This is a genomic window from Ensifer sp. Root278 (assembly GCF_001429285.1).
Taxonomy (GTDB): Bacteria; Pseudomonadota; Alphaproteobacteria; order Rhizobiales; family Rhizobiaceae; genus Ensifer.
Window position 1 is genome coordinate 359798 of record NZ_LMJJ01000034.1, and the last position, 26818, is coordinate 386615.

The following is a 26818-nucleotide window of genomic DNA, read 5'->3' on the forward strand; positions in this document are numbered from 1 at the left end:
CGCAAACATCTGGTTGCATCATTGGCCTCGACGCCAAAACGCCTGGTAGAAAAGGCACTCCAGGGATGTGGACTATCTATAGCAACTGCTAAAACTAGCTATATTCGCGAGCGCCCTGCTGGAATAATGCAATGCCTAGCCTACATTATTTGCAATATCAGCAATTATTAATGTAACCGACTTATTTTTGCGTATCGGCCGGCAGCGGGCATTTGATGCGCCGGCATTGAAAAGGAAAGACGATGTTTGATCCCCGCGAAAAGATCGCACTTTTTATCGACGGCGCCAATCTCTACGCGGCATCGAAGAGCCTCGGCTTTGACATTGACTATCGCAAACTCCTGAAAGCCTTTCAAAAACGCGGTTACCTGCTGCGCGCCTACTACTACACCGCCCTCATTGAAGATCAGGAATATTCTTCGATCCGCCCGCTGATCGACTGGCTAGACTACAATGGTTACAAGGTCGTGACGAAGCCGGCCAAAGAATTCACCGACTCACTTGGCCGCCGCAAGATCAAGGGCAACATGGACATCGAACTGGCGATCGATGCGATGGAACAGTCCGAGACCGTCGATCACCTCGTCATCTTCTCCGGTGACGGCGACTTCACCACACTCGTCGAAGCGCTGCAGCGCAAGGGCCGCAAGGTCTCGGTCGTGTCGACAATGTCCACCCAGCCACCGATGATTGCCGACGACCTTCGTCGCCAGGCCGATCACTTCATCGACCTCGCAACGCTGCGGGCCGAAATCGGCCGCGAGCCTTCCGAACGCACGCCGCGGCATACGGCCGAACCGGTGGCGGACCCCGTCGAAATCTAAAGCGGCGATCTAGCGGACCAAGGATCGCTTAGATCATTTCATTGTCTCATCGAAACACTGAAGTGATCTAAGTCTTTGAAATTACGCAATTCCGGACGGAAAACCGTTTCGCACTTTTCCTGGAATTGCTCTAGCCACGATCCTTCAGCAGGCGGTTTTTCTGCCGGTTCCAATCGCGCTCTTTCGAGGTCTCGCGCTTGTCGTGGAGCTTCTTGCCTTTGCCGAGCGCCAGTTCGAGCTTGGCCCGACCGCGCTCGTTGAAGTAGATGCGCAGCGGGATCAGCGACATGCCTTCGCGATTGACCGCGCCCTGCAGACGATTGACCTCGCGCTTCGACAGAAGCAGTTTCCGCCGCCGCCGCGTTTCATGGTTGAAGCGGTTCGCCTGCAGATACTCCGGCAGATAGGAGTTGATCAGCCAGATCTCTCCACCTTCGTCCGTCGCATAGGATTCAGCAATGTTGGCCTTGCCTTCGCGCAACGACTTGACCTCGGTGCCGGTCAGAACCAGACCGGCCTCGTAGGTGTCGACGATCTCGTAGTTGAAGCGGGCCTTTCGGTTTTCCGCCACAACCTTGTTGACCGTGCGCTGGCTTCCTTTGGGTGCCATCAGTTCATCAATCCTGCATGCCTCAGCGCCGCGTCGATCGCCGCTTCGGTTGCCGGCTCCAGCGTCGACAGCAGCGGCGAACGCACGGTGCGGCTCATCCGGCCGAGGCGGTTCAGCGCATATTTCGCGCCGCAAAGGCCGGGCTCCATAAAGATCGCCTTGTGCAGCGGCATCAGCTTGTCCTGATAGGCAAGCGCCTTGGCGAATTCACCGGCAAGCGTCGCCTCCTGGAACTCGGCGCAGAGGCGCGGAGCCACGTTGGCCGTGACGGAAATGCAGCCGACGCCCCCATGGGCATTGAAGCCGAGTGCCGTCGCGTCCTCGCCGGAGAGCTGAACGAAATCCGGACCGCAGGCCATGCGCTGTTCGGAAACGCGCTCGATCTTGCCGGTCGCATCCTTGACGCCGATGATGTTCGCATAGGCCTTGCTAAGCGCCGCCATGGTCTCGACACTCATATCCACGACCGACCGGCCGGGGATGTTGTAGATGACGATCGGCAGCTTCACGCTTTCGGCGATCGCGGCATAATGCGCGAAGAGGCCCTTCTGCGTCGGCTTGTTGTAATAGGGCGTGACAACGAGGATCGCATCGGCACCAGCCTTTTCGGCATGCTGCGCGAGCTCGACTGCTTCCGTCGTGTTGTTGGAGCCGGCGCCGGCGATCACCGGCACCCGCTTGGCCGCCGCCTCGATGCAGAGCTCGACGACTTTCTTGTGCTCGTCATGGGAAAGGGTCGGAGACTCGCCGGTGGTGCCGACCGGCACGAGACCATGGCTGCCTTCTTTTATCTGCCATTCCACATGCGCGACGAAACCATCCGCATCCACCGCGCCGGTGGCGGTGAACGGTGTTACGAGAGCGGGAATGGAACCCTTGAACATGCACAACTCCTGACGGCGCAAAGACGCAAAATGCACTCATGCTTTGGCCGTAATCGACGGTTAAAAAACTGCCGCACCATAATCATGTGAGGGGGCTGCGGCAAGCGTCGTGACACGGCATTTCACGCCGGTTTTCATGCAAAAGCTTGACGTTCGGCCCGCATAATGGTCCCGCTCCGCCATAGGCCTGGGGCGGCATGGTGCGATTGCCATGATCAATATTGGCCGCTAGTCTTGCCTCAGACAATCCGGCGGCAGCTGAATGTGAGACACGGGGAACACGGCCTCTTGATGCGCGGATCAAATTTTCTGCCTGTCGCCGCCATCGTCGGCGCTGCGTTGCTCACATCGCCGGCCTTCAGTTCCGAAACGCCGGAACGGATACCGGTTCCGGCGCATAAACCCGACATATCGAACAAGGCCGCGCAGGTTGCCGTCGACGAAACCACCAATGCCATTCCGGCGATCGTCACCCCGGTCAACAGCGATCTGAAGACGGGCCTCGACGCCCTCTCCAACCGGCAGCCGGCGACCGCGATTTCCGTGCGCAATGCCATGAGCCGCGATGCACTCGACCGTCACATCCTGACCTGGGCGATTGCCGTTTCCGGCCAGCGCGGCATTCCTTCCTTTGAGATCGCCGATGCCCAGCGCGAACTTCAGGGATGGCCCGGCCTGAAATCCCTGCGCGCCAATTCGGAGCGGGCGCTCTATCGCGAAAACCCGCCGGCGCCGGACGTCCTTGACGCCTTTGGCAACACGCAGCCCGAGACAACCGAGGGAACCCTCATCCTGGCTCGTGCCCTTGTCGCCCAGGGACAAACGGAAGCAGCGGCGAAACGGTTGCTCGGAATTTGGCAACGGGACGCGCTCGACAAGGATATCGAGACCCGGATTCTCGCGGAGTTCTCCAGTCTACTAACACCCGCCGATCATCAGCGGCGCATGGCCATGCTCCTCTACCGCAATCGCGTCGAACAGGCCGAACGCTTTGGCGATCTCGGCAAGGCGCAGTCGCTCTATCGTGCCTGGGCAGCAGTCAGCCGCGGCAACGACAAGGCAGATGCGCTGATCGCGGCGGTCGATCCTTCCTGGCGCAAGGATCCCGCCTATCTCTTCATTCAGATCGAGTCCTTGCGCAAACAGAAGAAGTACGAGGAAGCGGCCAAGCTGCTTGCCCGTATGCCAAGGGACAGAGGGGTGCTCGTCAATCCTGGCGAATGGTGGATCGAGCAACGCGTTGTCAGCCGAGGCCTGCTCGACGCCGGCGACTTCAAGGGCGCCTACCGGATCGCGGCCGGTCATATGGCCACGGAGGCGACCGATATCGTCGATGCCGAATTCCACGCCGGCTGGTATGCACTACGCGGCATGGAAGATCCGGCGATCGCAGCTCGCCATTTCCGCCGCATCCTCGATGCGTCAAACCGCCCGCTTTCCGCCTCCCGCGCCTGGTACTGGCTGGGCCGGTCGGCCGAGGCCGGCGGACCGGGCAATGCCAGCGAGTATTTCGCCAATGCGGCGCGCTACCCCGGCACCTTCTATGGTCAACTCGCAGCCGCCCGGCTTGGCCGCAAGGCGCTGAACGTCGCCTACCCTGCCCCGTCGGCGGGCGATCGGACACAATTCGAAAATCGCGAGGCGGTGCGGGCGATCTCCCGCCTTGAAAGCGCCGGCCATGCCTGGCGCGCCGACAATATCTACCGTGCGCTTGCCGAAGAACTGAACAGTCCCGGCGAACTCGCCCTGCTTTCGGCGCGCGCCGAGAAGGCCGGAAACCACCAGCTTTCGCTCCAGATCGGCAAGATTGCATTCGGACGCGGCATCGATGTCGCGGCGCTCGCCTTTCCCGTCGGCGTGATCCCTTCAAGCGCCAATATCGACGGTTCCGGCAAGGCGCTCGCCTATGCGATCGCGCGGCAGGAGAGTGCCTTCAATCCCGCAGCCATCTCCACCGCCAATGCCCGCGGCCTGCTGCAACTGATGCCGGGTACCGCCAAGGGCGTCGCCAGCCGCTATGGCCTTGCCTATTCGCAGGACCGGCTGACCAGCGATGCCGGCTACAACGCCACGCTTGGCGCGCACTATCTCGGCGAACAGATCAGTAGTTTTGGCGGGTCCTATATCCTGACCTTCATCGCCTACAACGCCGGACCGCGCCGTGTTCCGGAATGGCTTGGCCGCTATGGCGATCCGCGCGGCAAACCGATCGACGAAGTCGTCGACTGGATCGAGCGCATTCCATTCCAGGAGACCCGCAATTATGTGCAGCGGGTCATGGAAAACTATCAGGTTTACAAGTCGAGGCTCGGGCAGAACGCCGACATCGTCGAAGATCTGAGGGTGGGGCGGCAATAGCCGAACGCGCCACCCGCCGTTCAAGCAATCGTGATGATCGCCGGCGGCACAAAAGGCGGCTTAAGCCATTTCCCTTCTGAAGGTTCGATCTTTCCTGAAGGAAATGGTGAACACAATGAAGACCTTATCCATTATCGCCCTGTCTCTGGCGACGGCAATGAGCAGTGTTCCGCCTGCCAATGCATTCCCGATCGCTCCGCAGGTATCTCGAACGACTGACATTCAAAAGGCTCAGTTCCCATACGAGCGCGGCGAAGCCCGAAAGAACCGCCCCAGTTGTGTCGTTCCTTATTGCGAGCGCGGCGGCCGGCGCGGCTATTACCGGGATGGCGATAGACGCGGATACTATCGGGACGGCTATTACCGGGATGGCTACTATCGCGACCGTTATCGCCGCCACTACCACAACGACAATGATGTCGGCGCTTTCATTGGTGGGCTTGCGGCAGGCGCAATCGTCGGCGGTTTGCTGAGTCAGCCGCGATACTACAATGGGTCGCGTGCAGTCAGCGGCAATGCCCATACGCGCTGGTGCTACGCCCGCTATCGGTCCTATCGCGCCTGGGACAACTCGTATCAGCCCTATGGCGGTCCACGGCGACAATGCTCGCCCTACTGACAAGGCAGATGACCACGTTCGCAAGTAGCGCGCTGTTAGCGAGCCATTCGCAGCGAATGCGCGCTATGCACGCGCCTTGCCCTTTCACCTCGAGCCGCTACGATCCTGCCGTTAGCGGTTGGAGGCAGGCAGACGATGAATCAAGGCGGGTTTCGGGAGCATCGGTTCCTCGCGGCTGATGATTTGCAACTCTACGTGCGGAGCTACGGCCTTGTGCGTCCCACACCTGCAGTTCCGATCATCTGCCTGCCGGGCCTCACCCGCAACAGCCGCGATTTTCACGAACTCGCAATCTTTTTGTCGTCACCGTGCGGTGGCGGACACACCGTCTTCTCACTCGATTATCGCGGCCGAGGCAATTCGCAGCGTGACGACGACAAGAGCCACTACTCAATCGCAATCGAAACAACCGACGTCATTGCGGCCTGCACGCATCTGGGGATTGATCGTGCAGTTTTTATCGGCACTTCCCGCGGGGGGCTGATCCTGCACCACCTCATCGGGGTTGCACCCGGCCTCATTGCAGGCGCGGTGCTCAATGACATTGGGCCCGTCATCGAAATCGAGGGCCTGCTGGCCATCCGGGACTATCTCCACAAGGAGCCAGGCGAGCCGACAAGCTGGTCCATGGCGCCTGGCTATCTGAAAGAACTCCACGGAGCCGATTTCCCGATCCTTGGCGAACGCGATTGGCTACAAATGGCAAAGGCGGTCTACCGCGACGAGGACGGCACGCCGGTGCCAGATTTTGATGTAGCCATCGCGCAGCAACTGCTTGACCTGACCGCTGAGACATTGTTGCCAGATCTCTGGCCGCAGTATGGGGCCCTTTCCCGGATGCCGCTTTTGGTTATCAGAGGCGAGCACTCCCGGCTACTCTCGGAAGGGACGGTAAGCGAGATGTGCAAGCGACATTCGGGAACGGTAGCATTCACCGCACGAGGTCAAGGCCATGCACCGCTACTGCACCTCGACGGCCCTCGCCAGGCAGTGAGCGCCTTTGTCACCGCCATCACAACTGCGGCGCCAAGCTAGCACCGATCGGCTGCACTCAGAGGGCCATCTCGACCATTGACCTCGACGGGCGCATGCACCCGGCTTAACCGGGTCGCGTCGCCGGCGCGTGGCTGAGCGTTGCACAATTCAGAAACGAAAAAACCCGGCTCGAAAGCCGGGTTTCTCTCTCCTGACCGAAGTCAGACGATATTAGAAGTCGCGCTGCAGACGGACGAAGCCGAATACCTGGTCGTCGCTGTTGTCAGCATCTTCATACTGAACCGAAACGCGGGTCGCGAGGCCTTCGGTGATCTTGTAGTCAACCGTTACGCCAGCGCGCCACATGTCGTCGCTACCGAAGTCGGTGAACGAGTCCTGCAGGCTGCCGAAGTACTGAACGCCGGGGGTGATGGCGAGCTTGTCGGTAGCGTTCCAGCGGTAAGAAGCTGCAACGGTCCACTCGGATTCAGCCCAGTAGGTGTTCGGGTTCGAAGCCCAGATACCAGCGAGCTGGAAGACGCCCGGGCCGAGGTCAGCCGAGAGCAGAGCGCGGATCGCGCCTTCTTCCCATTCGGTGTCGTAGCCGCCGAGCAAGTCGAACGAAACGCCGCCGACCGAAGCCGAAACGATACCGGAGACGCCGATGCCGTTTGCCTTAGTGGACCAGCCTTCGAGCTCGTCAATCGAGATACCGGCCTGGAACGAACCGCCGTCGTAGAGGTAGGCGATCGAGTTGAACTCGGTGACGTTGCCGAGCGTGTCGGTTTCGCCGTTCAGGCCCTTATCCCACCAGTTGTAGAAGAAACCAGCCTTGAGGCCACCGAGCTGGATGTAGGCTTCATCAACGTCGATGAAGTCGCTGTCGCCAGAGTCGGTGTCGTTGTCGGCGTTGAACTCAGCAGCGAAGAAGCCGGTGAGCGTGCCATACTCGGTGTCGCTCTTGGCGTCGAACGAGATGTAAGCGCGCGAGAAGGCATCCCAGTCCGAAGTGGAATAGTTCGGGCCGCCGTTGCCGAGGAAGTCATGGNTCGGTGTCGCTCTTGGCGTCGAACGAGATGTAAGCGCGCGAGAAGGCATCCCAGTCCGAAGTGGAATAGTTCGGGCCGCCGTTGCCGAGGAAGTCATGGTTCGCCTGGTTGTAACGGCTCTGCGAGGCGTTGTCACCGAACGAAGTCTGGAAACGGATGAAGCCGCCGATCTTGAGGCAAGTTTCGGTGCCCGGGATGTAGAAGTAGCCAGTGCCGAAAGCGTCGCAAACGCGAACGTATTCCATGGGCTCCGGCTCGGCTGCGACGATTGCGTCGGCTGCCTGTGCGCCGGAAACTGCTGCGAGAGCAGCAGCGGAGCCGAGAAGAAGGCTCTTGATGTTCATTTCTGACCTCCAGTCAAAAGTTTCAAACGGGTCTGGGTATTTTGCTGAAGGACAGCTTTCCCTGCCCCATCCCCAACGTTCAAGAAGTCGGACGATCAACCGCCCTTGCTTCCGGAGTTGAAAATACAAGACCGGATCATCGGCGCAACGTCCAACTAGCGAGATCACGCGCTTTGCATCGCCCTTCGCCGAACCCTGTTGCTGAAACGACACAAAATCGCCGCAGACCCCGGAAGAAAATTAACAAAGCATTAAGAAAAGCCTTTGGTGGCAGGGGCTTAGCATTAGGGAAACAGACGCAGCCTGTTTCAGAAAGAGGCAGAAAGCTGCCCAAAATAGGGGAAAGGATGGCCACAAACGCCGACTCCACCTCGTTGGCAAGCGGCTATAACAGCATTCGCTCCCGGAAATGAGAACCGAACGGACCATTCGCAATCGAAAGATTCATCAGAATCAATGCCGAGATTCGCAAACGAAACGCATCCTTGATTCTGGTCCGGGGAGAATCGTGGCCTGCACCCGCAGGAAGAGAACGTCTATCGACGGACGCGGCCCGCAGAGATCTCGGACGAGAGAGAGAGAGAGAGAGAGAGAGAGAGAGAGAGAGAGAGAGAGAGAGAGATGCTGAAGCTGAAAACAGAGGGTAAGACAGCAGCCGAGATAGTGAACGCGGTAGGAATAGGCCGTGCGAGCGTCCTTAGGATACTGAAAGAGGCTGCGTAGGGTGAATATGCAGAACGAAACTGGAGGGCTCGCGGCGAGCCTCCATCCGTGAGATGTTGGGATAAGCCGCCGCTGGAGCAGTCAGTTCATCTCTGACTTCCTTCGAGGTCTCTAGGCCGAAGATCAGTCCATCGAATTCCTCTGCACCAAAAGGGCAATCCTCGTAGGGGCCTACCGGAGGACCTTCCTGCCCCCGTAACTAATCGCCATTCACTCTCATACGTCCACTCGATCCGGTATTGATTTAAACTGGAGCAAGACTTCGAAAGGGGCAAACGTGCCTGGGTGCGGATTGGTCAGGCTGGAGGAGTACAGCGAGGACCCACGTCAAAAGGTCGCCTCCCTAACCCGGAAGGGCAGACATCTGGCCGACAGCCTTTATCGTCTTCTGGAATCTTGGTCCAAGGTGTCCCAAAACATTTCTGGGTCACACGACTGGGTCACAGCAGCAACAAGCCCATCATTAGGGCTGTCCGCAAATCACTGAAAACTTAGAAGAAATTGGGGCCGCCTGTGACCCAAAAGAACAGTGGCGGAGAAGAAGGGATTCGAACCCTCGATACCGTTTCCGGTATACTCCCTTAGCAGGGGAGCGCCTTCGACCACTCGGCCACCTCTCCGTTAGCGCCTGACTAGTGACACTCAGCGGCCAATGCAAGATTTTTTTGTCGGTTTCCGGCAATTCCCCCCATTTTCCGTGTGGGCCTGGCCGGCAGGAAGCAAACGTGTGGGCGTAGCGACAGGCCACTCGTGCAGCCAAGTAGGAGTAGCTGGAAAGTTTCGGCGCTTGCCGTCCCCCGATTCTCACAAGCAATAGAAATGGAAACCCGAGATCCGCGAGTCTTGCCTCTCATGCCCTACGATTTGCGTGCGAGACGCTCGATCGCCTGCTGAGTGGCGGCACCGAAGTCGCCGTCAATCGGTCCACCATAGTAGCCGCGGTTCTTAAGCAGCGCCTGCATTTCCTTGCGGAACGCCGGCGTGAAGTTGTTGGGCTGCGTTCGCAATTCTTCCAGCTTGGCCGGGTCGCCGCCCTCGATGCTGGCTGCGGCCCAGCGAACCGCCTCCTTTGCGTCTGCCTTGGTACCGAGGCCGTAATCATAGAGACGGCTCAGATTGCCCATGGCGTAGGCGCTGCCGGCATTCGCGGCCATCTCGTACCAGGTGCGCGCCTGCACATAGTCCTGCGAGACACCGTTGCCGATATCGTAGAACCAGCCGAGCAATGCCATGGAATAAGAATCGCCCATATTGGCCGCCTTCTCATACCAGACCTTGGCTTCGCCATAATTCTGCTCGGTCCCCAATCCGTTCTGATAGGCCCATCCGAGTGACGACATGGCATTGGTGTCGCCGCTTTCGGCTGCTTTCTTGTACCAGGACAGCGATTGCGCCAGGTCCTTGGGCAGGCCGAGCCCCTCCCGATAGAACCAACCCATCGTTGCCATGGCGTTGGCATAGCCCTGATTGGCCGCCTGCTCGTACCACCTGGCAGCCTCGGCATAGTCCTGCGCGATGCCGCCGTAACCCTCACGATAGAGCCAGCCGAGCGACGCCTGGCCGTAGGCGTTGCCGCCTCTCGCCGCCTCCTCGAACATGCGCTTGCCCTGGTCTACGTCCACCGGACCATCGGTCCCATAGACTGAGAACCAAGCCAGATTCGTCAGCGCATACATGTTGCCGCCGTCGGCCGCCTTCCGGTAGTTGCGTCGCGCGTCGACATAATTGCGGCCGGCATCTTGCGCCCGACCCAGCATGTTGACGAGCATCATATCGTCCGGGTTTTCGTTGACGGCCTGGGCGCAGGCGGTCAAAGCCCGCTCGGAATCGAGCTTCAGGAAATTGACCCCGAGGAAGCCCGGCATCGATTGCGGCTCGCCTGCCAGCAGATAGCAATCGCGCGAGGCCTGGGTGTCCTTGCCGGTCGGCGAGACGTTGAGACCCTTTTGCGGCTCGAGCGCCGCGATCTGCTGCTCGGCTTCGGCTTTATACTTGCTGTCAGGATAGCGCTCAATGAAGCGCGTCAGCGCCGCCGCATCGGTCGACTGTTTCAAGGCTTCCCAGGCAATCTCGTCAGGCGTCACGCTCGACGTCTGCTCGGCCTCAGTCAGAAGCTTCAGCTTCTTTTCGGCAAGCATCTTATAGACCGGGTCCGATCCATGCTTGGCCAGGAAGGCGGTTAGCAGATCCTTGTCGGCGAGATCGCGGATGTTCTGCCAGTCGGCAGCCGCCTCGGATTGGCTGTTCGGCGACAGTTGGCCGCCATTGTTAGTGATACTGATGTTCACCTCTTTGATATTGAGGAAGATCTGCGCACCACCGAGCGACCCGTAAACGAACGGCTCCTGGCCGCGATTGGTCACCGACACCACCTCATCGCGTACCTTACCGAGCGCAATGCGGACATCGACGCCGGGTTCGGTCAGGTATTTGGCGAGTGCGGTGGCGAAGGGGCTGTTCTTGCCCTCCCCATCGAGCGCGACCGTGCCAGCCTTGGAGGCAAATGCGACGAGCAGGTCGGCTGATTCCGGTTCGACACGCGCCAGCCCACGCGAAACCGCCCTGGTCGAGATCGAGCGTGTCATGCTCTGTTCAAAGGGATTGTTGCGGCAGGCGTCGAGAATAACGAGCTTGAGTTTGGTGGCGCCTTCGAGCGAACGCTGAACCCGGTCGAGCCCGATCGCCTCGTCCTCCACGTCCTTGTCGGTTTTCAATTGCACGTCGACGGGAAGCAGGAAATTCTCGCCGTTCATCTCCATTCCGTGGCCGGAATAATAGACGATCGCGACTTCGGCGCCGGTTGCGAGATCTTCGAACTCGCGCAACGCCTTCACCATGCCCTGGCGACTAACGTCGTGCACCGTCGTGACGGTATCGAAACCGGCCTCCTCGAAGGAGGCCTTCATCAGTTCCACGTCATTGGCAGGGTTGTTGAGCGGTGACGTCGCTTCATATTTCTCGTTGCCGATCAACAGTGCGACGCGCTTGGCAGCCCACGCATCGGACGCCGACACAAACAACGCCATACAAAGAATAGAGAGCGGCAGCCAATGCCGCAAATGCCCCATGAACATGCCCTTCCCTCCGGCACCGACCATCGTTCTTCGCCTTGCCCAGCTTAAACGACGAACGATGCCCTCACCCATCTGTCCCGCGGAATCACCACATCGGGCGTCCCGGTCATGCCTGACCAAAGTATTACGTATGAGGTGGGGGCTTTCAATGTACGCACGCATCATAATTTATTCCGTGACACGCGCGTTGGCCGGCGCAAGGTCGAAGCAAGTCGATGCACTTAGCTGAAACACGATAGCGGCACGGCCGTCGATTCCATCGACGACAACGTTGCCGAAGGTTGCGAAAGGCTATCGGTCTCGGAGCTTGCCATGTCCATGAAGATGCATGTCGCGGAAGGAAAGCCCGGCCAGCTTGCGACGACCCATCAGCACTACTTCATCGAACGGCCCTGCCGCATCCTCGTCATCGGCCAGCATCTGAAAGCGAAGACCAAATATCAATGCCTGCTGCGCCATATCTCGATCGCCGGCGCAATGCTCGACTTCAACGCGGCAATCTTGATACCCAAACATTTTTTCCTGGAAATCGAGGGATTCAAAGAGGAAATCGGCTGTTCGCAGGTCCATCGCGAAGGCGCAGAGCTTGGCGTGCGCTTCAATATGCTGCTTTCGCCGGACTTCCTGCGCCGGCTGATCCGCATGCAATTTTCAACTGGCGGGATCTGACCCTTCAAAGCAGGCCGTGCGACATTAGATTTTTAGTGATCGATTTCAGGGGATTGCAAGTTTCTTCTGCAAAAGTGATTCTAGCATCGGTGGAAATCGCCCACCGATACAATGTGGGACAAATGAATTGTCCGGGGTCAAGGAATGCGATCAGAAACTGATCGCACCGTCCGACCCGGCACTGGCGGAGAATGACGCATGCAGAACCAGACGATGTACTCCTGCGTCCCGTCGCCTTTCTACGAGCGGCGCTATGAGCGATTCTCCATCGGGCACGCTGGCACGCTGACCGCTGTGCAGCCGGGGCTCGGCAGCGTCTCCGTGCGATCCTGCCGGATGATCGACATTTCGCGTGGCGGCGCGAGCTTTGCCGTCGACACCAACATCGGCCTGCCCCAACACTATTATCTGCATATCGTCGGCACGCCGCTCAGGATCGGTTGCGCCGAGGTCTATCGCAACGGCGAGCGCATCGGTGTCCAGTTCATCAAGCCGATCGAGCAGACCCTACTGCGCGAGATCATCCGGCAAGAGTTCTTCACCGGGCAGGTCAAGAAAGCAAAGCCGCGGCTGTAGTCCGACAATCGGCGCGAAACGAAGAGCACCGGAATTCCTGCAGCTTTTCTCGCGGGAATGATTCCGAATTGTCAAAGCATGCGATAAGTTCCCCGTGACGTTATTCGAACGGGGCCCATTATTCAGCATGTCCGCATTTTCTCGCTTCACGCCGCTCATCCAATCCCTGCCGTCAACAATTCCGTTTGTCGGGCCGGAGGCCATCGAACGCCAGAGGGGTCGCCCGATCGCCGCGCGAATCGGAGCCAACGAAAGCGGCTTCGGCCCCGCCGAAAGCGTGCTCTCGGCGATCCGGGAAGCAGCCGGCGGAACCTGGAAATACGCCGACCCGGAAAACCACGACCTGAAGCAGGCACTTGCGGCCCACCTCGGCACCACGCCGGCCAATATCGCGATCGGTGAAGGCATCGACGGGTTGCTCGGCCAGATCGTCCGCAGTGTGATCGAGCCGGGTATACCGGTCGTCACATCGCTTGGCGCCTACCCCACGTTCAACTACCACGTTGTCGGCCATGGCGGCCGGCTGGTCACGGTGCTGTATGCCGGCGACCGAGAGGACCTCGACGGCTTGCTTGCGGCCGTGAAGCGGGAAAATGCGCCGCTCGTCTATTTCGCCAATCCCGACAATCCGATGGGGAGCTGGTGGCCGGCAGACCGCATCGTCGAGTTTGCCAGGGCCCTTCCGGAAACAACGCTCTTTATTCTGGACGAAGCCTACTGCGAAACAGCGCCGGCCGAATCCCTGCCGGCCATCGATGCCTTGATCGATCGCCCGAACGTCGTGCGCACGCGCACTTTCTCGAAAGCATACGGGCTCGCCGGTTCACGTATCGGCTATGTGATCGCCACGCCGGGCACCGCCCAGGCATTCGACAAGATCCGCAACCACTTCGGCATGAACCGGATTGGTGTCGCTGCGGCGATCGCCGCGCTTGCGGACCAGGAGTATCTGAAAGAAGTGACGGCTAAGATTGCGGCCTCTCGCCAGCGTATCGCTGCGATCGGCACAGAGAACGGCTTGTCGCCGCTCGCTTCGGCCACGAACTTCGTGGCGATCGACTGCGGCCGGGATGCGGTCTTTGCCCGCGCGATCGTCGATACCCTGATGAACGACCATGGCATCTTCATCCGGATGCCGGGAGTGGCGCCCCTTAACCGCTGCGTCCGTGTCAGTACCGGACCGGAAGCGGAGATGGCCCTGTTTGAGGCCGCGCTGCCCGAGGTTCTGAAAAAGCTGGCCTGATCCAGCTTTCAGAGTCCGGCTGTCGGGCGGCGCCCCTCTGGGTGCCGCTCATTTGGTTCAATGAACCGTCATCCATTCGCGAGCGGCGCGCAGAGCTGCGGCGAGATCTGCCTTGCTCATCGTCATCGCCAGATCGGCGCGCAGATCGACTGCACGGTCGCAGCCCTTGATCGCGGCAATGTTCAGCCACTTGTGGGCGGCGACGAGATCGACCGGGCGACCGTGGCCGGTCGCATAGGCCAGACCCATTTCACAGAAGATTTCCGCCTGGTTGTCACCACCCATCGCGGCATCCGAAGCAATCTGCATATCAAAGCGTGCCATTGTCTTGTCCCTGTCTTGCCTGGTTGGTTCTTCCGAAGCGGCCCGCCCGTTTGGGGCGGACCATGCTCCAGATCAGCACTTGTTTTGGTCCCTGTTCGACCTTGCCTCTTTGCGGGCCTTTCCGGAGCGCGCCGTCTTTTTGCAGCGTCGTCTTCGGTGGTTTTTCGGAGCGTTTTTGTCCGCTCGTCTTATGGCTCCAATATGCAGCAGGGCTTTCAATGCGCGCTTAAAATGCATGCTTAATTTGCGACAAACAAAGTTCAAACACTTGGTAAACTTGAGTTTTTGTTAAACATCGGAAGTCCGGGAATCCGGCGCATTCGCTTCAAAATTTACGAAAAATTCAACTGCCGATTTCAACCAAACGCTAACCACGAAAAGATCGACGGTGGCAGAGCCGCCAGGATTTCCTAGATTTCGACCTGCTTGAAACGGCCAAGAAAAAGCGGCAAAAGCCGCCGTTTGGCTTGTTTACCTTTACGTGCGCGTAAGCTATCGTGCGCGCGGCAGTGAGGAGACTGCCTTTTTGCATACGAGGACATCTAAAGCTGCCGGCGGAGCGGACCACGCCGGCAGCCTCGATCTGGAGGACTGGAATGTTACGTACCTTGCTCATGACCGCGACGCTCGCCCTTGGCATTGCCGGGACGGCGGCCGCGGCAGAACCGATCGTCGGCAACTGGAAGACCGCAAGCGGCGCGACCGCGGAGATTGTGCCTTGTGGCGGAGCCTTTTGCGTGACGCTGAAGACCGGCAAGCATGCCGGCAAGCGCATCGGCAACCTCGCCGGTACCGACGGCAGCTATTCGGGCGAAATCACCGATCCGGATACCGACAAGACCTATAGCGGTTCTGGCGCCGTCAACGGCAATTCGCTGAAGATGAAGGGCTGCGTCCTGAAAGTGCTCTGCAAGTCACAGACCTGGACGCGCCTCTAAGCGCGCGATACGGCGGCACCGGACACATTGACGAATTGAAAGGGCGGCCATCGGCTGCCCTTTTTGCATGTGCGGTCCATGGACTTCGCTGTTACGCGACCGTTCGCAGCGCCGCCCCCTTGGCTCCTCCTTGCGCACCCACTGTGATCGCGCCGGTCTCGATCTCCCGGTCCGTGCAGCGCGGCTCGCCATGCAACCGAAGATGAACGCCAGATGAACGGACATCTCAGCATCAATTCAGTTTGGGTGTGCGAAAACACACTCAATCGATTTGAACCTGCCTCCAAACAACGGACAGAACCATGGATATCCTTGCTCGGCGCCTCACCATCATCAGCCTTCTGATGGTCGTTTTCGCTGTAACTCTCGCCGCTGCCGTCAGCGCGGACACCGAACGTCGCCGCACCAATACCTATCTCGGTTCGCTGACGGATTGCACCGCGCATACGGCGCAATACTGCCAGGCCAAACTCTAACCCGGGACGAGACGGGCTACGCCCTGCTCCGCCGCCAAGTGAAACCGATCACCGCGTGATCTGATGGAGAAACGAACATGCTGGCCGCTCTTTCGACATCCGCGTTTCTCTCGCTGCGCGTGCTTGCACTGGCCGGCCTGCTGATGGCACCGGTTGGAGCGCTTGCCTACTCCAAGGCCAACGGTGCCGGCATCGGCAAACAGGGCGCGGGCCTCGTCCTCTTCGTCACCCTGCAGCGTCAATCGATGACGTGAGGCGGGTGCCACCCGATCGGATTGCATGAAAGGGGCGCTCGCGCCCCTTTGTTCTTTCCGACTTGCGCTTGGCGTCCTCTCGCACCTGCAGCGTCGTGCTTCTTTTAAGATACGCCAAGGTTGCTGCAGCACTTTGAGTTTCTGCTTGTTTCCCCTAATTGGATACGATTGTGGGATTCGCCACAACAGCCCCTTGTCAGCCCCGATGCCCGCCTATCTCGTCTATACGCTTGCCGCCCTTGCCGAAATCGCCGGCTGCTTTGCCTTCTGGGCGTGGTTGAAGCTCGATAAATCCATCGTCTGGCTTATTCCAGGCATGGCCTCCCTGGCACTTTTCGCCTGGCTCCTCACCTGGATCGACAGCGAAGCTGCGGGCCGCGCCTACGCGGCCTATGGCGGCGTCTACATCGCCGCGTCGCTGCTCTGGCTCTGGCTTGCCGAAGGGGTCAGGCCCGACCGCTGGGATCTGGCCGGCATGACCATCGCCCTTCTCGGCAGCGCGGTCATCCTCGCGGGCCCGCGTTGAACCGATGACCTGAGGCCGCAGCGCGGTTGTGCAAGCCAATATCTTGTCGTTTGCTTGTCAGAAGCCGCAGCCTATAATGCGACATGAACAAGCGAATCTCTTCACACTCCGTCCTTTCCGTCGCAACGCCTGAGCCTTTCGAGCCGCAATACTTCGACGATCCTGCGGCTGCTGTCGATTGCCTCGAGGCGCTCTACGAGCGCAATACCCGGTTCCTCTGCGAAGCGTTCGAGGGCCTGGGCAAGTCCGATGAGCCCCTCACCCGCTATCGTGCCTGCTACCCGCAGGTCAGCATCGAGACGAGCAGCTTCGGACATGTCGATTCCCGCCTGTCCTTTGGCTATGTCAGCGCGCCCGGCGTCTATACGACCACGATCACCCGGCCGAAGCTTTTCCGGCACTATCTGAAGGAACAGCTCGGGCATCTCATACGGAACCACGGCCTCGGCGTCACCGTCTCGGAATCGGCAACCCCGATCCCCCTGCATTTTGCCTTTGGCGAGGGCGCCTATGTGGAGGCGTCGGCGGCAAACACCATCGACATTCCGCTGCGCGATCTGTTCGATGCGCCTGACCTGACGACGACCGACGACGAGATCGCCAACGGCTCCTACGAGCCGGGCCCCGGTGAACCCTCGCCGCTTGCGCCCTTCACGGCTCAGCGCATCGACTACTCGCTGGCGCGGCTCAGCCATTATACCGCGACGAACGCCACGCACTTCCAGAACTTCGTGCTCTTCACGAACTACCAGTTCTATATCGACGAGTTCTGTGCCTGGGCCCGCCAGCAGATGGCCGAAGGCGGCAACGGCTACACGGCCTTCGTCGAGCCCGGCAACATCATCACGCCCGCCGGCGCCGACAAGCCGGAGACCGACTATACGCTCGCACGGCTGCCGCAGATGCCCGCCTATCATTTGAAGAAGAAGGGGCACGGCGGCATCACCATGGTCAATATCGGCGTCGGCCCGTCCAACGCCAAGACGATCACCGACCATATCGCTGTGCTGCGCCCGCATGTCTGGCTGATGCTCGGCCACTGCGCCGGTCTTCGCAACAGCCAACGCCTTGGTGACTACGTGCTCGCGCATGCCTATATGCGCGAGGATCACGTTCTCGACGACGACCTTCCGGTCTGGATCCCCTTGCCGGCGCTCGCGGAAGTGCAGGTGGCACTGCAGGACGCCGTTGCCGAGGTCACCGGCTACCGGGACTACGACCTCAAACAGATCATGCGCACCGGAACCGTCGCAACCATCGACAACCGCAACTGGGAACTTCGCGACCAGCGCGGCCCGGTCAAGCGCCTGTCGCAGGCCCGCGCCATTGCGCTCGACATGGAATCGGCGACGATCGCCGCCAACGGCTTCCGCTTCCGCGTGCCCTATGGAACGCTGCTCTGCGTATCGGACAAGCCGCTGCATGGCGAATTGAAGCTGCCGGGCATGGCGACCGCCTTCTACAAGACACAGGTCAGCCAGCACCTGAAGATCGGCATCCTTGCGCTGCAGAAGCTTGCGGCCATGCCGCCGGAGAAGCTGCATTCCCGCAAGCTCAGAAGCTTCTACGAAACCTCGTTCCAGTAACCATTGGAATTGCGCAATTCCGGACGGAAAACTGCTTCACACTTTTCCTGGAATTGCTCAGCGCCGTCTCCCGAGCGCCATCGACAGCATCGTGCCCGCCACCGCGGACACGATGATCAAGAGATGTGCGTTGACGCCGGCCGCCGCGAGTTGTTCCACTCCGGCGCGATCGGCGCCAGCGCCGAAGGACACTGCCCCGGCCGCGATCGCGGCCGGATAGGTGCCGACGCCAGCGGGCGCATGCATCGGCAGCACCGAGGAAAGTTCGCCGCCGAGGGCACCACCGAAACAGGCGGCCAGCGGCGCAACGCCCATGAAGGCCAGCACCCAGGCAAGGACAAGCACCTTGACCGCCCAGTTGAGGATGGTCATGCCCCAGGCGCGCAGGAACGCGACGATATTGGCCGGGACGCCCGCCTCCAATTCGTCGACAATGACATCGAGCTTTGTCGGCAACAGCCGACGCGCCAGCGCAATCACTTGATCCTTCAGCAGGAAGAAGAGAAGCGGCGAGACGAACGCGGCAAGCCATGCAATCCACAGCGCGGCTGATCCGCGGCCGATGACGAGGCCGACGGCCGCAACGACGAGAAGGGCGTGCAGGTCGAGCAGGCGCATCACCAGAAGAGCGGACGTGCCGCGCGCGAGCGGCACGGAAAACTCCGAGCGCATCAGCAGCGGAAAGCTCGTTTCCCCGGCACGAAACGGCAGCATGATGTTGAGGAGATTATGGACCTGGGTGACGCGAAACAGCGGCAGGAAGCGCCCCGCCGTTTCGTTCGGGAAGTAATCGTAGATGCGATAGCAGCGAATGAAATAGGTTGCGACAAGCAGCACCAGAGCCGAGACGGCGGAACTGAAGCCGATCTCGGACCATTGCCTCAGCAGCGCCGGCCATCCCCAGAACCATTCGACGAAGGCCGCATAGGCCGCAATGGCACCTGCCGAAAGTAATGTCATCCGGTTGCGGGCGAACCAGGATCGCCGATCGGACTCGCAATCCGAAGTCATCAGGTCTCGATTTCCCGTGTTGAAACGCAAGATTGAACGTTGGTTATCACTGATAACTGTGCAAGAAAACGGTTATGTAGCCCAATCCAAATCTTGCGGCATTGTAAGCGCCGCATGTACGAGCTGTTCCTATGTACCCCATTGAACTATCCGTCGTCATTCCCGTGTTCAACGAAGAGGACAGCGTCCAGCCGCTGATCACACGTGTCCGCGATGCGCTGGCGAACTTTCCGTCTCCGTGGGAACTGATCCTCGTTGACGACGGCAGCACCGACCGAACGCTGGCAAATGCAAGAATGGCTCTTTCCGATCCGGGCCTCGATCTCAAGATTGTCGAATTGCAGAAGAACTTCGGGCAAACGGCAGCGATGCAGGCCGGCATCGACGCTGCCGCCGGGCGCCTGATCGCCACGCTTGACGGCGACCTGCAGAACGATCCGGCCGATATTCCCGAAATGGTCAAGGCGATCGAGGAGCGCGAGCTCGACCTGTTGGTCGGCTGGCGAAAGAACCGGCAGGATGGTCTCCTGCTCAGGAAGATCCCGTCCTGGTGCGCCAATCGCCTGATCGGCAAGATCACCGGCGTCAGGCTGCATGACTATGGCTGCAGCCTGAAGGTCTATCGCACCTCGGTCATCAAGCAGGTGAAGCTGATGGGGGAAATGCACCGCTTCATCCCCGCCTGGGTCGCCGGCGTGGTGCCGAGCAGCCGCATCGGCGAGATGCCCGTTACCCATCACGCACGGCAGCACGGCCAATCCAAGTATGGGATCTCCAGAACCTTCCGCGTGATTCTCGATCTGCTGTCGGTGCTCTTCTTCATGCGTTACAAAGCGCGCCCAGGGCACTTCTTCGGATCGATCGGGCTTGCGACCGGCGCGCTCAGCGCGCTGATCCTGATCTATCTCGGCTTCGACAAGTTCATCCTCGGCAACGATATCGGAACGCGACCGATGCTGATCGTCGGTGTCATGCTGTTCCTTTCGTCCGTTCAGCTCATCACGACAGGCATTCTCGCTGAGATGATGGCGCGAACCTATTTCCGCGACGACGGTACCACCAACTACATCGTGCGGCAGGTCTTCGTCCGGGACCCGGCCGATGCTTGACGTCGTCAATCGTCGGCCAAACACCGTCGTTGCGCTGATCGCCGGTTACTTTCTGCTCTGCATCGGCTTACGCCTCGCCATTTCCACATCGCTCGAAATCGACGAGTCGGAACAGGCCTTCGTCTCGCAGTTCCTGATGCTCGGCTATGGTTCGCAGCCCCCGTTCTACAATTGGCTGCAATACGGGCTGACCTCGGCCTTTGGGCCGTCGCTTGCGACGATGACGGTGCTGAAGAATGGGCTCCTGTTTCTGTGTTGCCTCTTCTACGGCCTCGCAGCACGCGAGGTCCTCAGCGATCGACGCCTGACCGCGATCGCAACGGTCGGCGTGCTGACCTTTCCGCCGATTTTCCTGCTCGCACAGCGCGACCTTTCGCATACGGTCGCGGCACTGTTTGCCGTATCGCTGTTCCTTTACGCTTTCGTCCGGACGATGACGCGGCCAAGTCTGTTCGCCTACGTCCTGACTGGAGCGGCGGTCGGCATCGGCGTCATCTCGAAGTACAACTTCGCACTCGTCCCAACCGCCGCGATTCTTGCGATCCTGCCCGAGCCGAAGCTTCGCGCCCGGCTCTTCGACTGGCGCATTCTGGTTGCGATCGCCGTCTGCACACTGATTGCGCTGCCGCACGGCTACTGGATTCTCGAAAATCTCGGCGCCGCCTCGCGCAATACCCTCAATGAAATGGGAACGGCCCAACAGACGAGCTACCTGACGAAGGCGCTCAAAGGGATCGTTGCGCTGGTAGCCGCCACGCTTCGCGGCGCCGCACTTCCCCTGATCGTCTTCGCTCTCGTCTTCCGCAAGGACCTGCCGACGATCTGGCGCGCCGAAAACCACTGGACACGCGTCGTCGGGCGCATGTTGCTGCTGTGCCTCGGCGCCGTGCTGCTGATCATGCTCGCCGTCGGCGCCACCCACATGCGCGAGAAATGGCTGGTTCTCTTTCTCGTCCTGCTGCCGCTTTACCTGGCCCTCAAGGTGGAGGCTTCCGGCGTCGACACCACACGCAGCGTTCGCCCCTTCCTGCTGCTCGTCGCCTTCATCATCGTCACCACTTTGGTGGTCGTCTCGGCACGCGCGGTTGTTCGCCCCTGGTTCGGCAAATTGTCGAGGCTCAGCATTCCCTATAGCACCCTTGTCGATACCGTGGTCCGACAGGAGGGAGCCGAGCCGGCGATGGTCATCGCCGCGGACAAGCTGCTTGGTGGCAATGTGCGCACGCGCCTGCACGGTGCCAAGGTCTTCGTCCCCGGCAACAGCAGCAGCTCTCCGATCGAGCATCCGGCCGGACCGCTCCTCGTGGTCTGGAGCGACAACGGCAAGCTCGATGCTCAACCACCTGAAGGGCTTCTCGACATCTTGAAGTCGCTCGGCGTGCCGGAGGCGGCGATGAAGCCGCAGCAACTCGCCCTGCCCTATCTCCACGGCAATCTGCCGGATCGCTATGGCTTCGGCTACTTCTGGATTACCGACCCGTCGCGGTCGGCGCCGACGAGCAACTTGAGTTCGCCCGGGTGAATGCGAAGCGCGACGTCACGGCCCATCGGCAGGAGCTCCCCGTCGATGACGCAGTTGATCTTGCGTTCTACCTTGGGAAAATGCAGATCGAGCGCATGGCCGCTCATGGCGGTAATCAGCGGGCTGTCGCGGAATTTGCCGCGCATCACATCAAAGGCGAGCTTGGCCACGCCCGGCGGGCTCAGGGGCGGCGCCGTGTAGAAGCCGAGATGGCCGGCTGTGACATCGTCGGCATACATCAGCGTATCGCGGCCGAACGGATTGTTCGAGACTGAAACCGCCGAAACATGACGGCTCTCCTTATGGCCGTCGACGTCGAACTCGATCTCGAAATCGGGCGGATTGAGAATCACGCCTACCGCGGCGCGGGTGCTTGCGGCGATTTTGCCTGCCCTCGAACGAAAGCTGAAAGACTCGCGATAGCGCACCATGCGGGCATGCAGGCCCATCGAAAACTGATGTACGAAGGCCCGGCCATCAGCGCTGCCGATGTCACCGTCGATGATCACGCCATTCGCCAGCACCTCCGGAACCTTCCAGATATCGAGCGGCAGCTTCAGCGTGCGGGCAAAAAGGTTCATCGTCCCGGCGGGAACAACGCCGAGCGGCATGCGGTTTTTCCAGGCGACCCCGGCAGCAGCCGAGATCGTGCCGTCACCGCCGCCGGCGATTATCGCATCGAGGTCATCGCGGCGGCATGTGCGCTCCAAGGTCTCGCGCATCTCGCTTCCGGAAACCGTCGCAATTTCGATCTGGTGGCCGGCGGTATGGAAGACCTCCTCGACCTTCCGGCCATAGGCCGCCATATCCGTCGTGCGGAAGGTTCCGCCTTCACGATTGAAGATCGCCGTGATTTTCATGAATGGGTCACTGACTCCGTTGCCGCGGCAAAGCTGCTCACCGCGATCAGATAATCGCGATTGCGGCCAATTCCAGAACCTTGCCGAAACTTAACGGGAATGGAGCGCGTGCCGGTCGGCGCTCGGAGACCGGTAATGGCAACCGTTCAGCGCGGCTCGGGCAACTTCAGTGGCCCGCCGGTCTTGATCGATCGGATCGCGAAGTTCGAACGGATGTCGGTGACACCCGGCAAGGCAAGCAGCGTCTCGGTCAAGAGCGTCTCGTAAGCCGGGAGATCCTCGACGACGACCTCGGCGAGGAAGTCGGCATTGCCCGAGATCAGGAAACAGGACACCACCTCGGGAATGGCGAGCAGCGCCTCCTGCTGCCGCTGCGCATTCTCGCGGCTGTGCCGTCCCACCTTGATCTCCACGAAGACGGTGAGCCCGAGACCGGCTTCCTTGCGGTCGATATCGATGCCGCTTGCCACCGCCCTGATCGGCATCACGATCTTTGGCGAGCGTCCGGACCGAATGCGGATGGTGGGTTTTGCCGCGATCGTCGCCGGTGTCGCTATCCTGCTGACGCGCAACCTTGCCGTTTCAGTGTCCACAGGGTGGATCGGATACGCGCTGTTGCCCGCAGCGGCCACGCTCTGGGCGATCTACACCCACGCCTTCCGCCGTTCGGGCCTGAGCCCGCTGCAGGGAAGCGCTTTGATTGCGGCCTGGTCGTTCCTGATCCATCTGGCGCTTGCCGCCTGTTTCGGAAGCACGCTTGCCAGCGTTCCGGTCAAGGAGATCGCCCTGCAGATCACCAGCCAGGGCATCCTCTCCGGCCTCATTGCCATGGTCGCCTATGGCTTTGCGGTGAAGAGCCTCGGCGGCACGCAGGCCGCTGCCTTTACGGCGCTGACCCCGGTGCTGGCGATGATCGGCGGCGCGATCCTGCTCGGCGAGCAAATCGGCCCGTTCGAAATGCTGGCCGCAATCGTCACGGCTATCGGCGTGGCGCTTTCGACCGGCATTCTCTCTACCCGCACCTAAACCGAGAAGTTCCCCAATAAGACAATGGCCCCGGCGCGTTTCCGCTCCGGGGCCTTTTCTTTTCCTGAGATCGCTCGGCTCAGCCGTGGATGATCTCCCGATGCTTCTGCAGGCGATGGCCATAGGCCTGGCTGACACGATCGAAGATGATCGCGATGCCGACGATGGCGAGCCCGTTGAAGATGCCGAGCGTGAAATACTGGTTGGCAATCGCCTTCAGCACCGGCTGGCCGAGGCCCTGAACGCCGATCATCGAGGCGATGACCACCATGGCGAGCGCCATCATGATCGTCTGGTTGATGCCCGCCATGATCGTCGGCAGGGCCAGCGGCATCTGCACGTTCTTGAGCTTCTGCCAAGCCGACGAGCCGAATGCATCGGCTGCCTCAAGCACGTCCTTGTCGACAAGGCGGATGCCGAGATTGGTGAGCCGGATCATCGGCGGTATCGCGTAGATGACCACGGCAATCAGTCCTGGAACCTTGCCAATGCCGAGCAGCATCACGACCGGGATCAGATAGACGAAACTCGGCATGGTCTGCATCACATCGAGGATCGGATTGACGATGTTCTGGACCCGGTCCGACCGGGACATGACGATGCCGAGCGGAATGCCGATGGCGATCGACAAAACGGTACAGACGAAGATCATCGAGATCGTCTTCATCGTGTCGTCCCACATGTCGAAGTAGCCGATGAGCAGCAGCGTACCGATGCAGCCGGCGACGATCTTCCAGTTCCGACTCGCCACCCAAGCGATCAGCGCGATCAGCACCAGGATGATCGGCCAGGGCGTCTTCGTCATGAAGCGCTCCGACTGGATGAGGAAGAACTGCAGCGGTTCGAAGAAACCTTCGATTGCGTCGCCATAGGCGCGCGTGAACGACCGGAACCCCTCGTCGATAGCCTTCTTCAGCGCCCGCAGGCTTTCGTCGTCCATATGCGGAAACTGGGTCAACCAGTCCATTCCAATTCCCCTTCACATCTCACCGGCCGCGATTGTTGTTTTGCTGTTGCCGGGGGTCAAACAAAGAGGCGGCGCAAGGATCGCGCCGCCCATGGATTCAATCGGTCGCAATCAGAGCGCGGCCTTGACCTTTTCGGCGACCTCGGGCGAGACCCACTGGGTCCAGATGTCGGGGTTTTCCTGAAGGAAGTGCTTGGCGCCCTCCTCGCCGCTTGCCTGGTTGTCGGTCATCCAGGCCATCAGCTTGTTGACCGTGTCGTTGGTCCAGGCGCGCTTGTTGAGGTAGTCCATGGCCGGGCCGGCGCGATCGGCAAAAGCCTTTGTCACCAGCGTCTGGACCTTGTCCTTCGGCCAGTCGTTCTTCTTCGGGTCCGGGCAGTCGGCAACCGTGTTGCAGCGTTTCCACTCGGCTGCGTCCGCCGCGACCCCATGCCCGAGCTTGACCATCTCGTATTTGCCGAGAAGGGCCGTCGGCGCCCAGTAGTACCCGACCCAGCCCTGCTTGCGCTCATAGGCCTTGGCGATCGAGCCGTCGAGACCGGCGGCCGATCCGGTGTCGACCAGCGTGAAGCCCGCCGCCTCGCCGCCATAGGCCTTGTAGAGCTGCGTCGTCACTACCGTTCCGCCCCAGCCCTGCGGGCCGTTGAAGACGGCGCCCTTGCTGGCGTCTTCCGGATCCGGGAACAGCTCCTTGTGCTTCAGCACGTCGTCGATCGTCTTGATGTCGGGATTGGCGTCAACGATGTATTTCGGGACCCACCAGCCCTGAACGGCGCCATCGGAGAGTGCGACGGCGGCACCGACGAGCTTGCCTTCTTCGAAGCCGCGATTGACGACGTCGGGCAGAAGATCCACCCAGCCTTCCGGCGCGATATCGGGCTGGCCCTTTTCGATCATCGAGGTGATCGTCGGCACGGTATCGCCAACGACGAGCTCGGCGTTGCAGCCATAGCCTTCCGCCAGGATGATCTTGTCGACGCTCGCCAGCACTTCGGCGCTCTGCCAGTTCATATTGGCAATCGTCACATCGCCGCATTCGGCGGCCGAGGCCGCACCTGCAAGGCCAAGAAGGCCGGCGGCCAGGCACGTCGTTGCAAGAAGCTTCTTCATTTCCGTTCCCTTTGTTCTGGCGGTGCATCCCGTCGCACTGCCGATCTCACCGCGGGGATCGGCAGCGTCACAAGGCTCGGTCCAACTCGAAACAACAGGGACCGAAAGGCCTGCGGATTCGTCGGCTTCGAGCCGATGACACCATGAAAGCTAACGGGGTTTGCCGGCAAGGACTTTCCCAATAGCGGCACGGATTGCCTTTTCGATGATCGGACTACCGCTCGACAGGTGCGCGCGAATACAAAAGAGGCGCCGGAGTTCCCTCCGGCGCCTCGAACAATTTCGTTTCCGCGAACCTCGGAGGTCCTGCGGCCGCCATCCAAAGATCACATATTCGGATAGACCGGGCCTTCGCCGCCCTGTGGCGGCACCCAGTTGATGTTCTGGTTCGGGTCCTTGATGTCGCAGGTCTTGCAGTGCACGCAGTTCTGCGCGTTGATGACGAAGACAGGCTTGCCGTCCTTCTCCACCCATTCNGATGTTCTGGTTCGGGTCCTTGATGTCGCAGGTCTTGCAGTGCACGCAGTTCTGCGCGTTGATGACGAAGACAGGCTTGCCGTCCTTCTCCACCCATTCGTAGACCCCGGCCGGACAGTAGCGCGTCGACGGGCCGGCAAAGACGTCGAGTTCCGACGTGCGCTGCAGCTCCGGATCCTTGACCTGCAGRTGGATCGGCTGGTCTTCCTCGTGGTTGGTGTTCGACAGGAACACCGAGGAGAGCCGGTCGAAGGTCAGCACGCCATCGGGCTTCGGGTAATCGATCTTCTGGTGCTGCGCTGCCGGCTCCAGCGACTGGGCATCGGTCTTGCCGTGCTTCAGCGTGCCGAAGAACGAGAAGCCGAACAGCTGGTTGGTCCACATGTCCAAGCCGCCGAGCGCAACGCCGATCGCCGTGCCGAACTTCGACCACAGCGGCTTGACGTTCCTGACCCGCTTCAGGTCCTGGCCGATGGCGCTGTCGCGCCAGCCGCGCTCGATCTCGATCGGCTCGTCATTGGCGCGGCCCGCTTCGATCGCCGCCGCCAGCTTCTCGGCCGCGAGAATGCCCGACAGAACCGCATTGTGGCTGCCCTTGATGCGCGGCACGTTGACGAGACCGGCCGAACAGCCGATCAGCGCGCCGCCGGGGAACGACAGCTTCGGCACCGACTGGTAGCCGCC

Annotated in this window: 24 protein-coding genes, 1 tRNA gene and 4 pseudogenes; 15 read left to right on the top strand and 14 right to left on the bottom strand. The window is 60.5% G+C overall.

What is annotated here, in order from left to right; translation table 11 throughout:
* Positions 1–242 precede the first annotated feature (242 nt).
* Positions 243–824, top strand: coding sequence for an NYN domain-containing protein (locus tag ASE60_RS21605; RefSeq protein WP_057252816.1), 582 nt, complete (start codon positions 243–245; stop codon positions 822–824).
* A 130-nt stretch (positions 825–954) separates the two neighbouring features.
* Here ASE60_RS21605 and smpB read toward each other — a convergent pair whose 3' ends face one another.
* A complete protein-coding gene (smpB, locus tag ASE60_RS21610) occupies positions 955–1434 on the bottom strand; it encodes an SsrA-binding protein SmpB (RefSeq protein WP_057252818.1) in 480 nt (159 codons plus the stop codon).
* Positions 1434–2318, bottom strand: coding sequence for a 4-hydroxy-tetrahydrodipicolinate synthase (gene dapA, locus ASE60_RS21615; protein WP_057252820.1), 885 nt, complete (start codon positions 2316–2318; stop codon positions 1434–1436). Before dapA ends, smpB begins: the two co-directional genes overlap by 1 nt.
* Before the next feature lie 291 nt (positions 2319–2609).
* On the opposite strand from dapA, the gene ASE60_RS21620 reads away from it, so the two are divergent.
* The 3 genes from ASE60_RS21620 to ASE60_RS21630 all read left to right on the top strand — a co-directional run bounded on the left by ASE60_RS21620 (position 2610) and on the right by ASE60_RS21630 (position 6330).
* Positions 2610–4676 (top strand): transglycosylase SLT domain-containing protein, encoded by a 2067-nt coding sequence (locus ASE60_RS21620; RefSeq protein WP_057252823.1) that lies wholly within the window; start codon positions 2610–2612, stop codon positions 4674–4676.
* Positions 4677–4791: 115 nt separating this feature from the next.
* Positions 4792–5295, top strand: coding sequence for a BA14K family protein (locus ASE60_RS34030; RefSeq protein WP_082615971.1), 504 nt, complete (start codon positions 4792–4794; stop codon positions 5293–5295).
* A gap of 135 nt (positions 5296–5430) precedes the next feature.
* Positions 5431–6330, top strand: coding sequence for an alpha/beta hydrolase (locus ASE60_RS21630; protein WP_057252827.1), 900 nt, complete (start codon positions 5431–5433; stop codon positions 6328–6330).
* 171 nt (positions 6331–6501) lie between these two features.
* Here the strand turns inward: ASE60_RS21630 and ASE60_RS21635 are convergent.
* The 4 genes and pseudogenes from ASE60_RS21635 to ASE60_RS21645 form a co-directional block, all read right to left on the bottom strand.
* Positions 6502–7318 (bottom strand): porin (locus ASE60_RS21635; RefSeq protein ID WP_244495678.1); only part of this gene is annotated, 817 nt, incomplete at its 5' end.
* Position 7319: 1 nt separating this feature from the next.
* A pseudogene (locus ASE60_RS35800) lies at positions 7320–7663 on the bottom strand (porin); the annotation flags it as partial.
* 1253 nt (positions 7664–8916) lie between these two features.
* A tRNA-Ser gene (locus tag ASE60_RS21640) sits at positions 8917–9006 on the bottom strand.
* A gap of 237 nt (positions 9007–9243) precedes the next feature.
* Entirely contained in the window at positions 9244–11484 is a 2241-nt protein-coding gene (locus tag ASE60_RS21645; RefSeq protein ID WP_057252828.1) for a caspase family protein, read from the bottom strand.
* 288 nt (positions 11485–11772) lie between these two features.
* Here ASE60_RS21645 and ASE60_RS21650 point away from each other — a divergent pair, with 288 nt between their 5' ends.
* From ASE60_RS21650 to ASE60_RS21660, 3 genes are all read left to right on the top strand, one after another.
* Entirely contained in the window at positions 11773–12129 is a 357-nt protein-coding gene (locus ASE60_RS21650; RefSeq protein ID WP_057252830.1) for a hypothetical protein, read from the top strand.
* Between the two features lie 198 nt (positions 12130–12327).
* Entirely contained in the window at positions 12328–12705 is a 378-nt protein-coding gene (locus tag ASE60_RS21655) for a PilZ domain-containing protein (RefSeq protein ID WP_057252832.1), read from the top strand.
* 127 nt (positions 12706–12832) lie between these two features.
* Positions 12833–13948 carry a pyridoxal phosphate-dependent aminotransferase gene (locus tag ASE60_RS21660; protein WP_057252833.1) on the top strand — a complete coding sequence of 372 codons (1116 nt, stop codon included), beginning with the start codon at positions 12833–12835 and terminating at the stop codon, positions 13946–13948.
* 57 nt (positions 13949–14005) lie between these two features.
* Here the strand turns inward: ASE60_RS21660 and ASE60_RS21665 are convergent, their stop codons facing one another.
* Positions 14006–14272, bottom strand: a complete 267-nt coding sequence (locus ASE60_RS21665) for a sel1 repeat family protein (protein WP_057252835.1) — start codon at positions 14270–14272, stop codon at positions 14006–14008.
* Between the two features lie 596 nt (positions 14273–14868).
* Here ASE60_RS21665 and ASE60_RS21670 point away from each other — a divergent pair.
* The 5 genes from ASE60_RS21670 (at position 14869) to ASE60_RS21680 (ending at position 18052) form a co-directional block, all read left to right on the top strand.
* Complete coding sequence (locus tag ASE60_RS21670) at positions 14869–15210, top strand: DUF2147 domain-containing protein (RefSeq protein WP_057252837.1); 342 nt, start codon at positions 14869–14871, stop codon at positions 15208–15210.
* Positions 15211–15512: 302 nt separating this feature from the next.
* Positions 15513–15686: a hypothetical protein gene (locus tag ASE60_RS35260; protein WP_093232134.1), complete on the top strand. Its 174-nt coding sequence runs from the start codon at positions 15513–15515 to the stop codon at positions 15684–15686.
* Positions 15687–15763: 77 nt separating this feature from the next.
* The gene (locus ASE60_RS34765; protein ID WP_162261310.1) at positions 15764–15940 is read left to right on the top strand and encodes a hypothetical protein; all 177 of its coding nucleotides are present in this window, start codon (positions 15764–15766) and stop codon (positions 15938–15940) included.
* Between the two features lie 205 nt (positions 15941–16145).
* Positions 16146–16466, top strand: coding sequence for a YnfA family protein (locus ASE60_RS21675; RefSeq protein WP_057252839.1), 321 nt, complete (start codon positions 16146–16148; stop codon positions 16464–16466).
* Positions 16467–16549: 83 nt separating this feature from the next.
* Complete coding sequence (locus ASE60_RS21680; protein ID WP_057252842.1) at positions 16550–18052, top strand: AMP nucleosidase; 1503 nt, start codon at positions 16550–16552, stop codon at positions 18050–18052.
* A gap of 57 nt (positions 18053–18109) precedes the next feature.
* On the opposite strand, the gene ASE60_RS21685 is transcribed toward ASE60_RS21680, so the two are convergent.
* Positions 18110–19063, bottom strand: a complete 954-nt coding sequence (locus ASE60_RS21685; RefSeq protein WP_057252844.1) for a lysylphosphatidylglycerol synthase domain-containing protein — start codon at positions 19061–19063, stop codon at positions 18110–18112.
* 131 nt (positions 19064–19194) lie between these two features.
* Here ASE60_RS21685 and ASE60_RS21690 point away from each other — a divergent pair, with 131 nt between their 5' ends.
* Positions 19195–20172: a glycosyltransferase family 2 protein gene (locus ASE60_RS21690; protein WP_057252846.1), complete on the top strand. Its 978-nt coding sequence runs from the start codon at positions 19195–19197 to the stop codon at positions 20170–20172.
* Positions 20165–21694 (top strand): glycosyltransferase family 39 protein, encoded by a 1530-nt coding sequence (locus tag ASE60_RS21695; RefSeq protein WP_057252848.1) that lies wholly within the window; start codon positions 20165–20167, stop codon positions 21692–21694. Before ASE60_RS21690 ends, ASE60_RS21695 begins: the two co-directional genes overlap by 8 nt.
* Here ASE60_RS21695 and ASE60_RS21700 read toward each other — a convergent pair.
* Positions 21631–22554: a diacylglycerol kinase family protein gene (locus ASE60_RS21700; protein ID WP_057252850.1), complete on the bottom strand. Its 924-nt coding sequence runs from the start codon at positions 22552–22554 to the stop codon at positions 21631–21633. The two genes, ASE60_RS21695 and ASE60_RS21700, sit on opposite strands and share 64 nt — an antisense overlap.
* 146 nt (positions 22555–22700) lie before the next feature.
* Positions 22701–23009 (bottom strand): annotated as a pseudogene (locus tag ASE60_RS21705) (Lrp/AsnC family transcriptional regulator); the annotation flags it as partial.
* Here ASE60_RS21705 and ASE60_RS21710 point away from each other — a divergent pair.
* Positions 23008–23580, top strand: a pseudogene (locus ASE60_RS21710) (DMT family transporter); the annotation flags it as partial. The pseudogenes ASE60_RS21705 and ASE60_RS21710 sit on opposite strands and share 2 nt — an antisense overlap.
* A 79-nt stretch (positions 23581–23659) precedes the next feature.
* On the opposite strand, the gene ASE60_RS21715 reads toward ASE60_RS21710, so the two are convergent.
* From ASE60_RS21715 to ASE60_RS21725, 4 genes and pseudogenes are all read right to left on the bottom strand, one after another.
* Positions 23660–24547 carry a proline/glycine betaine ABC transporter permease gene (locus ASE60_RS21715; RefSeq protein WP_057252855.1) on the bottom strand — a complete coding sequence of 296 codons (888 nt, stop codon included), beginning with the start codon at positions 24545–24547 and terminating at the stop codon, positions 23660–23662.
* A gap of 111 nt (positions 24548–24658) precedes the next feature.
* Positions 24659–25657, bottom strand: a complete 999-nt coding sequence (locus ASE60_RS21720) for an ABC transporter substrate-binding protein (RefSeq protein WP_057252857.1) — start codon at positions 25655–25657, stop codon at positions 24659–24661.
* Positions 25658–25983: 326 nt separating this feature from the next.
* Positions 25984–26133: 4Fe-4S dicluster domain-containing protein (locus ASE60_RS34035; protein ID WP_244495680.1), on the bottom strand; the 150-nt coding region annotated here is incomplete at its 5' end.
* A gap of 1 nt (position 26134) precedes the next feature.
* Positions 26135–26818, bottom strand: a pseudogene (locus ASE60_RS21725) (electron transfer flavoprotein-ubiquinone oxidoreductase); the annotation flags it as partial.